At 61.4% G+C, this 12625-nt stretch carries 15 protein-coding genes; 10 read left to right on the top strand and 5 right to left on the bottom strand.

From position 1 onward, the window contains the following. The first annotated feature begins 238 nt into the window (after positions 1 to 238). Positions 239 to 1030, top strand: a complete 792-nt coding sequence (locus P2T60_RS01390; protein WP_276280770.1) for a hypothetical protein — start codon at positions 239 to 241, stop codon at positions 1028 to 1030. Between the two features lie 289 nt (positions 1031 to 1319). On the opposite strand, the gene P2T60_RS01385 is transcribed toward P2T60_RS01390, so the two are convergent. After that, complete coding sequence (locus tag P2T60_RS01385; RefSeq protein WP_276280769.1) at positions 1320 to 1904, bottom strand: DsrE/DsrF/DrsH-like family protein; 585 nt, start codon at positions 1902 to 1904, stop codon at positions 1320 to 1322. Between the two features lies 1 nt (position 1905). Then, a complete protein-coding gene (locus P2T60_RS01380) occupies positions 1906 to 2163 on the bottom strand; it encodes a sulfurtransferase TusA family protein (RefSeq protein WP_276280768.1) in 258 nt (85 codons plus the stop codon). 277 nt (positions 2164 to 2440) lie between these two features. Between P2T60_RS01380 and P2T60_RS01375 the strand changes: the two genes are divergently transcribed. From P2T60_RS01375 to P2T60_RS01345, 7 genes are all read left to right on the top strand, one after another. Next, positions 2441 to 3631, top strand: a complete 1191-nt coding sequence (locus P2T60_RS01375) for an MBL fold metallo-hydrolase (RefSeq protein WP_276280767.1) — start codon at positions 2441 to 2443, stop codon at positions 3629 to 3631. A 24-nt stretch (positions 3632 to 3655) separates the two neighbouring features. Then, entirely contained in the window at positions 3656 to 4141 is a 486-nt protein-coding gene (locus P2T60_RS01370) for a YeeE/YedE family protein (RefSeq protein ID WP_276280766.1), read from the top strand. Positions 4142 to 4191: 50 nt separating this feature from the next. Next, positions 4192 to 4626 (top strand): YeeE/YedE family protein, encoded by a 435-nt coding sequence (locus P2T60_RS01365; RefSeq protein ID WP_276282236.1) that lies wholly within the window; start codon positions 4192 to 4194, stop codon positions 4624 to 4626. Positions 4627 to 5039: 413 nt separating this feature from the next. After that, positions 5040 to 5189 (top strand): DUF7512 family protein, encoded by a 150-nt coding sequence (locus P2T60_RS01360; RefSeq protein ID WP_276280765.1) that lies wholly within the window; start codon positions 5040 to 5042, stop codon positions 5187 to 5189. A gap of 2 nt (positions 5190 to 5191) precedes the next feature. After that, positions 5192 to 6226 (top strand): sulfite exporter TauE/SafE family protein, encoded by a 1035-nt coding sequence (locus tag P2T60_RS01355; protein ID WP_276280764.1) that lies wholly within the window; start codon positions 5192 to 5194, stop codon positions 6224 to 6226. Positions 6227 to 6304: 78 nt separating this feature from the next. Further along, complete coding sequence (locus P2T60_RS01350) at positions 6305 to 6700, top strand: helix-turn-helix domain-containing protein (protein WP_276280763.1); 396 nt, start codon at positions 6305 to 6307, stop codon at positions 6698 to 6700. Positions 6701 to 6927: 227 nt separating this feature from the next. Then, positions 6928 to 7575 (top strand): DUF7095 family protein, encoded by a 648-nt coding sequence (locus tag P2T60_RS01345; RefSeq protein WP_276280762.1) that lies wholly within the window; start codon positions 6928 to 6930, stop codon positions 7573 to 7575. Between the two features lie 362 nt (positions 7576 to 7937). On the opposite strand, the gene P2T60_RS01340 is transcribed toward P2T60_RS01345, so the two are convergent. Beyond that, positions 7938 to 8801 carry a universal stress protein gene (locus P2T60_RS01340; RefSeq protein ID WP_276280761.1) on the bottom strand — a complete coding sequence of 288 codons (864 nt, stop codon included), beginning with the start codon at positions 8799 to 8801 and terminating at the stop codon, positions 7938 to 7940. 80 nt (positions 8802 to 8881) lie between these two features. Further along, complete coding sequence (locus P2T60_RS01335) at positions 8882 to 9829, bottom strand: sulfite exporter TauE/SafE family protein (protein WP_276280760.1); 948 nt, start codon at positions 9827 to 9829, stop codon at positions 8882 to 8884. Positions 9830 to 10148: 319 nt separating this feature from the next. Between P2T60_RS01335 and P2T60_RS01330 the strand changes: the two genes are divergently transcribed. Together P2T60_RS01330 and nucS are read left to right on the top strand one after the other, a co-directional pair. Continuing rightward, the gene (locus P2T60_RS01330) at positions 10149 to 10724 is read left to right on the top strand and encodes a DUF6735 family protein (protein ID WP_276280759.1); all 576 of its coding nucleotides are present in this window, start codon (positions 10149 to 10151) and stop codon (positions 10722 to 10724) included. Positions 10725 to 10748: 24 nt separating this feature from the next. Then, a complete protein-coding gene (gene nucS / locus P2T60_RS01325) occupies positions 10749 to 11489 on the top strand; it encodes an endonuclease NucS (RefSeq protein ID WP_276280758.1) in 741 nt (246 codons plus the stop codon). 31 nt (positions 11490 to 11520) lie between these two features. Here the strand turns inward: nucS and P2T60_RS01320 are convergent, their stop codons facing one another. After that, entirely contained in the window at positions 11521 to 12585 is a 1065-nt protein-coding gene (locus tag P2T60_RS01320) for a hypothetical protein (protein ID WP_276280757.1), read from the bottom strand. Positions 12586 to 12625 lie beyond the last annotated feature (40 nt).

Raw genomic sequence — 12625 nt, 5'->3', positions numbered from 1 at the left:
GATAGACCGGTCTCGACTGGCCCTCGTTTTACTTTTCGTGTCCGCATCTTGGTGGCCGTAAGTTCCCCACTATCGTCCGCTCGCAACCGCTTGGTTACGTTGACTGCAGTAGTCTTACCCACATCTCGGGCGTCTTGTTGCTTGGGACGTTGCATCGATAAAATTACTATTGCAAAATATTAATTATATATTATGCCCTAAGATATATTTTAGTATTCCTATATGTTGTATTTACACGATGCGCGAAAATACCCCGCTATCGGTGGACCGACGTTCAGCCCTCAAGAAAATCGGCGGCGCTACAGTGGTCGGGCTTGGCGCAGGTCTCGGTAGTCAGACGGCAGCGGCAGCGACATCGGACGGCGAACTGGCATCGTCACACGACTATGGAGAAGGGTCCGGAACGTTCGGCGAGCAATACTGGCTCGAAAACGGTGCGTACGTCGAACAGTACAATAGCTACTGGGACGAGGACTTCAGCGACGTGTTCGTACATAGAATTCAAGTCTCCTCCCACAGCATCGTCTACCAAGGCTCCGAACTCGGAGACAAGAGTCAGGAAGAAAGCAGGCTCGTAAACGACAGCCTCTCCGTCGATTGGAACGAAAACGATCTGATCAGCGTTACTACGGACGAAGACAGCTACCCGTATGTCGGTACGTACGAGAACGAAGAACTGAAAGATCAGAAAGATCAGAACGATTTCAACCAAATCGCCAACAGCGTGATTAGCGGTGCTATCGCACTGGCGACCGTCAGTGCGAGTGCACCCGTCGCCGTCGGAACCTCAATGGTAGCGGCCTTCATTACCTCGGGCGGCGATTCGACCTCGCAGTCTTGGTCGTACGACTGGGGAGGGGATGCAGACTACAAGCACGAGACGAATCGATTCGGCCGTGTAGACATCCGGCAAAAAGCCGGAAGCAGTTGTACTCTGTCGTTCGACGTGGACGCGAACGCGTACGACGCCTACAGCAACTTCAAAGCGAACAACAACCTCGAAGTGACGCTCACGGCACCGGAACAATAGACCACTCTTCTACGTCTTCAGATTGGCGCGTAAAGTTTGTATTTCTGATAGTATTTTTCCGATGGGCGGGTTCACCACCTTCAGACAGTGAGACCGGGACAGTTCAAGTCACTCGAAGTTTCCTCGCCTATGAAGGCGGTTTCCTATATCGATATTTAGTTTAACGACTTGCAGGGTCAGTACAAGTACCGAAATCGACAAAATAGTAGCGGGCGGTACGACGCTATCGCGGACAATCAGGCACAGAACTCCACTAAAATTGGATGAGTGCTACTCTGTGGCCGAAAAATCAGACGAGCAACTGGATGTCGGCGTCGGCCATGTGTTCGAGCGCGGTGGCCGCGCCGACGCCCGTCGTCACGTCGTCGTACATCTCGGCTTCGTCGTAGTCCATCAGTTCCATCGTCATCTGGCAGGCCTGCAAATCGACGCCGGTGTCCAGCGACATCTCGATGAGTTCCTCGATGGTCGCGGTGCCCTGCTCGTCTATCTTCTTCTCCATCATCTTGGTCGCCATCGAGTCCATGAACGGGAGCGAGGCGATGGCGTTGGGCATCGGCATGCTCGGGTTGCCGACCGCGCTCATCTTGAGGTTCTTGGACTTCTCCTCGTGGAGGATGTCGAGTCCCCAGAACGTGTGGAAGACCACAACGTCCCACCCGAACGCGGCGGCGGTGCTGGCGAGGATGAGCGGTGGGTACGCCATGTCGAAGGTGCCCTTCGTGGCGATGATGGTCATCTTCTTCTGGCCGTCGCCCACCTCGGACTTGACCGCCGATAGCTCCTCCTCCAGTTCGTCGATTCGCGCCTGCAGGTCCGCGACCTCCTCGGCGTTCGCCGCGGGGTCGGGACTCTGTGGGGTGTCCGTACTCATGTTATTCGGTCTTGCGCACGTAGTGTTTGAACACTGCTTCGCCGCCCTCGTCGGACTCGGCTTGGTCAAGCAGTTCCACGCCGTCGGTCGTGTTCGCCCACCCTTCGATGTCGCTCATGCTCCCGGAGTCGGTGGCGACGACTTCCAGCACGTCGCCCTCCGAGAGGTCGTCGGTCGCTTGCTTGGACTTGACGACGGGCATCGGGCAGGACTGTCCTTTCACGTCTAGCGTCTCGGTAACGTCGTATGTTTCACTCATTGGTAACACCAGTGGTCTATCTTGTGTGTACCGAGCAATACCGGCTGGCAGGATATAAGGTTGTTGGTTCTTGGGTGTGACGAACAAGTTCCAGACGCCAAGCCGCCACGGTTGACGCGCACGATGAAACGATAGAGTCGTTGAATACGGGTTTTCGTCCCCGAATAAAGCGTATTCCGGTTCGAGACCCGACGAGACCGCCGCAAATCTATGTTGTGCAGTTAACGCAATACTATGCAAAGCCTTATGTGCGAGCGTCCGATTAGGTTAACTCGTAATGAGCGAACCAGAGTTCCCGACCCCGGACGTGGAGGTCGGAAGCATCGAACCCGAGACGCTGAAAGAGCGAATCGACGCCGGAGAGGACGTGTTCGTCCTCGATACGCGCGTCCCCGACGACGTAGAAGAGTGGGCCATCGACGGCGAGAACGTCGAGAGCCTCAACGTCCCGTACTTCGAGTTCCTCGCGGGCGAACCCGACGAGGAAGTCTTCGAGCAGTTGCCAGACGACCGCGAGATTACGGTCGTCTGCGCGAAGGGCGGGTCGAGCGAGTACGTCGCTGGCGAACTAATCGAACGCGGCTACGACGCCAAGAACCTCGCGGACGGCATGAAAGGCTGGGCGCGCATCTTCGAGTACGTGGAGATAGACGCCGACACCGACGCCACCGTCGCGCAGTACCAGCGCCCCTCCAGCGGGTGTATGAGCTACCTCGTCGTCTCCGGCGACGAGGCCGCGGTTATCGACCCCCTGCGAGCGTTCACCGGCACCTACCAGCAGGACGCCAAGGCGCTCGGGGCGGACCTGACGTACGCAATCGACACGCACGTCCACGCCGACCACGTGTCGGGCGTCCGCGCCCTCGCCGACGAGGGCGTCGAGGGTGTCCTCCCGGCGGCGGCAATCGACCGCGGCGTCACCTACGACGACGCGGTGACCCACGCCGAGGACGGCGACACCTTCGCGGTCGGCGACGTGGAAATCGAGACGGTCTTCACGCCCGGTCACACCTCGGGCATGACCTCCTATCTCGTGGACGACGCCGTTCTCCTGACCGGTGACGGCCTGTTCGCCGAGAGCGTGGCCCGACCGGACCTCGAAGGCGGCGACGAGGGCGCGCCCGACGCGGCCCGCCAACTCTACGAGTCGTTGCAGGAGCGGGTCCTCTCGCTGGACGACGACGTTATCGTGGGCGGTGCCCACTTCAGCGACGCGGCTGACACCCGCGAGGACGGCACCTACACCGAGACCATCGGCAACCTGAAAGAGAAGATGGACGCGCTCACGATGGACGAAGACGAGTTCGTGGAACTCGTCCTCTCTGACATGCCCCCGCGTCCCGCCAACTACGAGGAGGTCATCGCCACCAACCTCGGACAGGCGGACCAGACCGACGAAGAAGCCTTCGAGTTGGAACTCGGCCCGAACAACTGCGCGGCGAGTTCCGACGCGATGACTAGCGACTAAACCATCGAGGACTGACACACTACCATGGAACCACTCGTAACGTTCGCGGACTTGTTTCCGAACGGAATCTGGCGGTACGCCGCTGGCGGGGCACTCATCGGCTTGGGCACCGCCGCCATCTACCTCGGCACCGCGATTCCGGCCGGAGCGAGTACGTTCTTCGAATCGACGCTGTCGTACGTCTCCGACGTACCGCGGTTCAACCGCGCGAAGTACGTCGCCTCCCGCGACTGGCGGGTCGCGTTCACGCTCAGCATCGTCGCTGGCGCGGCCATCTACGCCTTCGCGTTCGGCGACTTCGGTTGGACCACTTCGGTCTCGTGGCCGCGCCTCTTCGTCGGCGGCGTCCTCGTCGGCGTCGGCACTCGAATCGGAAAGGGGTGTACCTCCGGCCACGGCATCTGCGGCGTCGGGTCGGTGGCTCCCACCTCGCTGGTCAACGTGGCGACGTTCCTCGGAGTCGCAATCGTGACCGCCCAACTGATGCAGGCCGCGGGGGTGTCGCCGTGAGCGACCCGACCGGAGGTGCAGACGGCGGACGGGGGCGCCATCCGCTGTTCATGCCGCTCATCGTGGTCGGCGGACTGGTGTTCGGATTTGGACTCGGACTGAGCCACATGGCCCGGCCCGAAGTCGTGCTGGACTTCCTCCAGTTCGAGGACTTCGGCCTGCTGTTCGTACTCGGCGTCGGGTCGGTGGTCGCGGGCACCGCGTTCGCAGTTGGCGTCCACGTCCTCGACCGCGCGCCGCTGACGGGGCGACCCTACGCACGACGGTTGAAGTCGTTCGACCGGAACGTCCTCACCGGCGGCGTCATCTTCGGCGTCGGGTGGGGAATCTCGGGCATCTGTCCGGGTGCGGCCTACGCGAGCGTCGGCGTCGGGAACTACCCCATCCTGCTGGCCATCGCCGGGATGTTCCTCGGCGCGTACGCGCAGGGACTCTGGCGCGCTCGCACCGACGACGCCGCCGCCGCGACCCCGACCAGCGACTGAATCGACTTTCGACCGACTTCACTGCGACCGAATTCGCCCGACCGACGCTGACGTTCTCGAACGGGAAACACACGCTCACCGAGCGACCGCCCCGCGAGCGGACAGTCACGGAACGGCGAGTGACGGATAGCCGATGGTAGTATTGTTATATTTTGAAATATACTTCGCGCAGAGAGCGGCCGCGACGAGCGCCTCCGACGCGACGAACGGAAGCGTCTCGTCACGTGCGGACGACACCCGCCCAGTTTGCGTCATTCCCGACCCGTAGCCACGCATAACCTATACCTAACCATGCGTAGGATACCGGAATATGGTATTGTGCAAACCATCCAAAACTGTTAAGTGGAGTAGTCAGTTAGGTACGGTTGTACAGAAATCCATGAAGCATACAAGACTACTGGGGTGGACGAATCATGTTCGGGCTTGAAAGCGTAACGGGTCCGGTCGGGGCCGCGCTCCTGATAGGCGTCGTGCTACTCGAAGCAATCGTGCTGTACGTCGGCTACGGGGCCGCAGAGCGACTGCTCGGACCGACCGTCACGGAACTCCTCCGGGGTGACTGACGATGGAGATATTCGGTATCGCCGCGTCCCTGCTGGGCATGTTCGCCGGGTTCGGGCTACTCATCGGACTCCTGTTCGGGTTCTTCGGGATGGGCGGGTCGTTTCTCGTCACGCCCGCGTTGCTCGTGATGGGCTACGAGACCGACGTGGCCGTCGCGTCCGGACTCGCGTTCGTGTTCGGTACCTCCGTCATCGCCACGCTCAAGCACCGCGACCTCGGACAGGTCGATTACAAACTCGGCGTGCTGATGATTGCCGGGACGACCGCGGGCATCGAAGTCGGGAAAATCGGACTCCACTGGCTCCAGCACGCCGGTCTGGCCGACACGGTGGTCAGCGTAGCCTACGTCGCGCTCCTCGGCGGTATCGGCGTGTTCATCACCCACAGAGCCGTCACGGGTGGCGGTGGCGGCGTCAGCCACGACGCCGACGGCGACGACGAACTCGACGCCGACGACATCCCGGACATCGCCGAGACTATTCAGTCCTACCACGTCCCCCCGATGATGACGCTCCGGGGCGGCGTGACGGTCTCGCTCTGGATGATTCTCGGCGTCGCGTTCGCCACGGGCCTGCTGTCGGGGTTCCTCGGCGTCGGCGGCGGGTTCATCCGGATGCCCGCCCTGTTCTACCTCATCGGCGTCCCGGTGCCGGTCGCAGTCGGGACCGACCTCTTCGAAATCGTGTTCTCGGGCGGTCTCGGGAGCTTCCTGTACGCGATGGACGGCGCGGTCAACCTCTCTATCGTAGTGCCGCTTCTCGCCGGGAGCGCGCTCGGGGCGCGACTCGGTGCCGCCGCGACCGGTCTCGTCGAGGAGGACGACATCAAGGTGTACTTCGGCGTGATGCTGTTGCTGGGCGCTATCGCCGTCGCCGTCCGGAAGGTCGGCGGCGTCTTCGAGATGCCCGTGCTGGACACGGTTAGCCTCGCTATCATCGTCGGTGCCGCACTGCTCGTCAGCGGTGCAGTCGTCGTGAGTTCCGTCCGGGAACTCCGCGCCGAGACCAGCGAACCCGTCGCGTCGGCCAGCGACTAAGCCGACGCGACCGCGCGGCGCAGTGTTGTACGAGCTATGCAAAACCTTTTACGTGCTTGGTTCCTACCCACGGCTATAATGGCTGACTCGATGGCTGAATACCTTCAGAAGGACATGGAGTGTGAGGGGCTGTTAGAGTGCATCCACGGGCTGAAGGAACTCGACCGGGAGTGCTTTCAGGCGCTCGTAGAGACCGAAGAGCCGTTGACTATCGACGAGGTTGCCGACCGAGTAGACCGCGAGCGCTCGACCGCGTACCGGTCCATCCAGCGACTTCTCCAGTCCGGATTCGTCCAGAAAGAGCAGGTCAACTACGAACAGGGCGGCTACTACCACGTCTACCGGCCGACCGACCCCGACGAGGTGGCCGACGACATGCAACGGATGCTCAACGACTGGTACGCCAAGATGGGCCAGTTGCTTCAGGAGTTCCGCGACAAGTACGACCAGCAACCGGTCGCGGCCGAGAACTGACGACGAGCGTCCGGATTTCCCGAAGCGAGTCGTTTTCTCGGAAGTGCAGTTACGTTCCCTGATTCGCGGACTGTCACAGTCCACGGGACGAGCGCCGCGTTCGCGCGGAACCGCGCGAACGCGGCGCTCGGGTGCGAACTCGTCCGGAATCGGCCAGTCGCATCGCTACGCGAGCGACGACCACGAACACAGCACCGTTAACCCGCCCGAACCCCAACCGACGGGTAATGAACCGAGACGAGGCTATCGAGCGCGTCGAGGAGATTTTGGCCGCCGTCGAGGACGAGACGATGCCCGTGCCGGTCCGCGAGTTGTGGGTGTACGGCGACGTGGCACTGGGACTCGACCCGGTGGAGCGACTGGACGTGTACGTCACCAAGGACATCCTCCTACGCGGCGACGACGGCGACGCCGCCGAGCGATTTCGGAAGTCCCACGGCGTCGAAGGCGTCGGCAAGACCGTCCGGGCGGCGTGGGCCGAGGAGTACCCCGAGTTCATCCGCGCGAACGACAGCGGCCACGTCGCGCCGGAGAAGTGTCTGGCCGCCCACCTCCTGCCGGAGGACGAACCGGTCCACCTCGAAGTCTGTAACTCCAGTTTCGAGGACAACGTGACTCAGCGTCTCAAGGGCGCGATAGAGCGGGAGGCCTACGAGCAGATTCTGGACCCGCGGGGCGTCTGCCTCTGGGCCGAGGGCCAGCGAAGCGACGAGGCACTGCGCAAACTCCGCGAGAGCGAACTCGCGTTCCCGACGCTCCCCGACGCGCTGGAGATGCTCGGCATGGACGAAGACGAGACGGACGAGGCCGCCCGAGCCGTCGAGTCCTACCGGAAGCGACAGGAAGGTGCGACCGTCCGCGGCGACGTAGTTTGACCCGGCCGAAGAGCTACCCCGGTCGCCGTCACTGTCGGTGCGGGCGTCGCTTCCGGAGTACCGAAGGGACCGTCGAATCCGTCGCGTCCGGCCGGACGCGACGGAACGACTGTCTGGAGCGACGGCTACGCCGTCGCTCCGTCAGTTCGACTGGGTGGCGAACAGGTCGGTTCGGATGACGGACAGGCCGATTCGGGTGGCGAACAGGCCGCGTTTCGGTTCCGCGCGGGGGCACACGGCGCACCCGCCTCGACTCCCCGCGCGGCGACACTCAGGTCACGGGCGGGGTTCGTCTCGTCTTCGGGTTTAAATTCTCGTGCGTCGAGGTCGGGCGAGCGTTCGGGTCGCGGGAGATGGTTCGACTATCGTCGCACGGTCACGACCGGCACCGGCGACGTGCGGACGAGTCGCTCGGTTACGCTTCCGAGGAGAACTCTGTCCGCGCCGCCGCGTCCGGCGGTCCCCATCACCACTACGTCGATGTCGTTGTCCTCGGCGTACTCCCGGATGGTTCGAGCGACTTCACCGCGCAGGACTTCCTCGACCACGGCTTCGACCCCGGCGTCGCTCGCTCTGGCGGCGGCATCGGCGAGGGCGGCATCGGCGGTGGCTTCGAGTTCGCCGGAGGCCGACGCCGAGCGCACGTCGAATCCGAGCGAGGTGTCGTCTATCACCGAGACGGCGTGAAGGGTCGCGTCGAAGGCGGACGCGAAATCGACGGCCCGGTCGATGGCTCCGCTCGCGGCCTCGCTCCCGTCGGTCGGAATCAGGACGTTCTCGTAGGGGAACGACGTGCGGGCGTCGTCGTGGGTCCGAATCGTGAGGACGGGCACCTCGGAGAGTCGGACGACCTTCTCGGTGACGCTCCCGAGCAGGTAGCGCGAGAGACCCGTCCGGCCGCGGGTCGGCATCACCACGAGGTCCATCCCCCGCGACTCGGCGTAGTCGGCGATGGTCGTCGCGGGGTCGCCCTGCGCGATTTCCGACTCGCACTCGACGCCGCGCGCTCGCACGTCGTCGGCGACGGGTTCCACGATGTCGGCCCCCTCGCGCTCCAAGGCGTCCACCACGTCGGTTCCGACGAGCGTCACGCTATCGCGGTTCGTGTCGGCGACGAACAGGACGTGAACGGTCGCGCCGAAGCGGTCGGCGAGGTCGGCGGCGTGACCGATTGCGGCGTCGGTCCCGTCGCCTTCATCGACTGGAACGAGGATGTCCTCGAACATGACGTTCGAAGGGTGGGCGAGCGACGACAAAGAGGTTGGCACGCGGGAGCGGCGGAGGCGGGTGAGAAAGGCCTGACGACTCAGATTCCGAGGGTCAGCGCGACGTTCTGAATCGAGTTCAGTACGGCGGGACCGGTCTTGTAGAAGATGTTGAGCGAGATGACGAACAGGAGACCGACCACGAGCCAGTTGAAGCGGTCCTCGTCCACGCCCGCGCGACGGAGGTACGTCCCCGCGAAGAGGCCGACGAGGGTCACGACCGCGAGCGCGCACCCCAGCCAGAGCCGATAGGTCGTCAACAGGTCGGTGAACAGCGCCATCTGGACGATGCGGGCGGTGAAGACGAACGTGAACACCATCGAGAGACCGCCGACGTACTGCTCGGTGTCGCGCTCGAAGGTGTGGAGGTACGCGGGCAGGAGCGGGCCGAGGTTGGCCGCCGCGAGTAGGAAACCCTCCAGCAGGCCGACGCCGCCGAGTGCGAGCGGATTGTGCGCCTCCTCGACCGTGACGAAGTTCTGCACGACCTCGAAGAGGACGTAGCCGAGGATGAGCAAGCCGATGAGGAACGGAACCACCGGATGCGTGCTGAAGGTGTCGAGGAAGAACACGCCGACGATGGACCCGACCAGCGCGAGCAGGATGAGCGACCACCGCTCGCGGACGTAGCCGAGTCCGGTGTCGGTTTCGCCCACCTGAAATACGTTAATCATCCACGGCGGGATGGCAAGCACCACCACTGCCATCGTCGGGTCGATGACCGTGGCGAAGATTGGCGTCGTGATGAGGGCGTAGCCGAAGCCGATAGTCCCCTTGATAGCGCCCGCCGCAATCGGGAGCAGGAGGAACAGCGCGAGTTGCCACGCGGTCAGGTTCCCGTCGATGCCCTTCGAGACGTTCTCGACGCCGGGAAACAGCGCCACCGAACCGAGGAGGACGGCGGCCGTCGCCCCGGTCATCAGGACTTCCCGATACCGGAAATCGGCGAGATTCCCGACGAATCGCTCGGCAGTCGTGGCCGTAGACATGGTTAGTTACCCACGGCTACGCACCGCACACGAAAAGGGCCGTACCCGTCGGAAACCCTCACCGAGACCGATTACGACGGAATCGCCGCGCTTCGGGTACACAGCGACTGGACGCCGCCCGAGCGACGGAATACCGGAGTCCGACCCGTCAGAGGTGACGGCAAGTAATTCCGAGTCTCGGGCGATTCGCCACCGACTATAGCATTCTTTTCACGTCTTATAGCAATATTTACACGTTCTAAACATTTTGAAACCTGTCCGAACGTCCGGCCGACCGCGGCCGAACGTTTAAATCCCGGAGGGAGACGAACTCGGCGGGATGGGACACCGCGCACTCCTCGCGTACCGCCGCGACGACTCTACCGGCCCGGACGCCACCGACGCCGACGACCCGGACTGCTCTCGGGCCGACGCCACCTACGACCTCCACCGCTCGCACTGGGGCGGGGCCGACTTCGCGCTCGCGGACCGCCTCTCGGCCGAGACGCCCTTCGCCACCGACACCGCGTTCGCCGTGGACCCCGACCCCGTGGCGACCGACTGCTCGCTGGCCGAAATCGTCGCGGACCGCCTCGACTTCCTCCACCACGAGGCGTTCTACCGCGTCGGCACCGACTACGAGACCACGCCGTTCCACGTCTGGTGGTTCGGTCTCGACACCGAGTCCGAGACCGTCGAGCGGAGCGAGACGGTCGGTCACGGCGCGGCGGTCGAGGCGCGTCCCGACGACGACTTCCTCCGGGGATGGTTGCGCGCCACGAAGGCCGTCGTCGGTGACGGGGTGGACTGGGGTGCGCTGACTCCCGAGGAGGCCACCGACTACCTCGCCGACCGCGCGGAGGCGTGGGCCGACGACCGGGAGGTGATACTCCCCGACCGACGCGGGCCGCTTTAGTACGCTCGCCGCCTACGCCGACCCGTGACGAGCGCAGACGGCGATTCGGCGAGCGGCGTCCTCCACCGCCCGGACCCCGAGACGGCCCGCGAACGCGTCGGCGCGGCAATCGACCGCGGAGCCATGATAACCGTCTTCGGCCGGTGTACGGTCGAGTACGAGGGGCGAGCGGCCAGCACGCTCGGCCCGGGCGACCGACTGGTCGTCCTCAAACCCGACGGCACCGCGCTGGTCCACACCGACGAGGGCCAGAAGCCGGTCAACTGGCAACCGCCGGGATGCACCCACGAGGCGACCCTCGCGGACGGCGAGTTCCGAATCGTAAGCCGCCGAACCGCGCCCGACGAGCGACTGGTGGTCGCGTTCGAGCAGGTCGAACAGGTCTCGACCTTCGACGTGACCGACCGCCACGACCTCGCGCTGACCGGCACCGAGGAGGACCTCCGCCAGCGCATCCTCGACGACCCGGACCTCGTGGAAGCGGGCTTTCGACCGCTCGCCATCGAACGCGAGACGCCCGCCGGAGCAGTGGACATCTACGGCGAGGACCGCGAGGGCGCGACGGTCGTGGTGGAACTCAAGCGCAAGCGGGTCGGCCCGGACGCGGTGGGCCAACTCTCGCGGTACGTCGAGACGCTGGACCGGGAACTCCACGCCGACGCCGAGATTCGGGGCTTTCTGGTCGCGCCCTCGGTGACGGAGCGAGCGCGGGGGTTGCTGGCCGAGAAGGGACTGGAGTTCGTCTCGCTAGGACCTCCGGAATAAATGGACCCGTTTGATGGCATAAGTTAGTATTTTAATTTTGAGGTGGATCTCTATCCCCTGATAAGATCCAGTCCACTCCTTTGCTTATGGTATCAAAATCGAACTCCACCATCGCTGTTTCTTTTTCAATAGTATGGCCTAAAATTTCCTCTTCGAAATCGTAGTGAAGGATTAGGAATTCTCTTGCCTTATTTATAAACGGCTCTACCGGGAATCTTGTTTCAACTTCGTTTTCAAGTTCTGTTAACGACACTTTTTCAGAATCTCGACTCCCATGTTTACTTGCCACCTTTGCAGCGAGTATATACAGGAGGAATTTTGGGTCATCGCTGATTGATTTCTGTGGATTGATTCCCCAATCCTCGTTTTCGATGATGAAATACCAATCATCTAAACGTTTTAATTCACTGTTTATCAAGTCCTCACGCTTTGATACATTTTGTCCTCCGATTTCTGGACTTTCTATTTTTTCGATGTCTGTTTTCTGTTGTTTTTCATTTGTAAATCGAGTTTCAAGATTCTCTATGAAAGCGAATACAGTATTGATCGCCTTCATAAATCCAATTATGGATACAGTTAGGAAAATAATAATACCGCTAATCGGTTTGAGAAGCTTTGCTATTATCATCGCTGAGATTCCGGCTAGCAAGAGAATTATAACGCTACTAATAATCCAAATCCCTTTTCTACGGCTTACGAGCTTGGATACCATACTTTCTACCATATCATCTAATCCCATAATATAAGGAACAAGGTTTATACCGTTTTTCTCTTTTCTATATTTTGGTTCGTCTCCCAACCTTTCATCGTTAACTAATTGCCCAAACTCATTGATTCCTTCTGGAGATAAAAAATACTCCCTTGAATGTCTCCTTTCTATTGTTAGTACTGTACCTTCTTCTTTCATATTTGAAAGGTAGGCTACAATTGCAGACTGGCTCATCGAAATCTCATTTATAGAAAACAAATCACCTATTTCTTGTGCTGTGACATGATCTTCGCCACAATACGTCTGCATATAGTAAATTGCTAGACCCACCTTTTCCCTGTTTGATGAAAAATTAGATTTTTGAAAAAACTGTGTAAGGGTGTTCATCAGGCTGTAATTAGTACTACTGATACTTGAAACCTTCATT

Origin of the sequence: Halorussus caseinilyticus (assembly GCF_029338395.1) — an archaeon.
GTDB classification, from domain to species: Archaea; Halobacteriota; Halobacteria; order Halobacteriales; family Haladaptataceae; genus Halorussus; species Halorussus caseinilyticus.
Note: the sequence above shows the minus strand (reverse complement) of the source record. Positions and strands in the feature narration are given on the sequence as shown.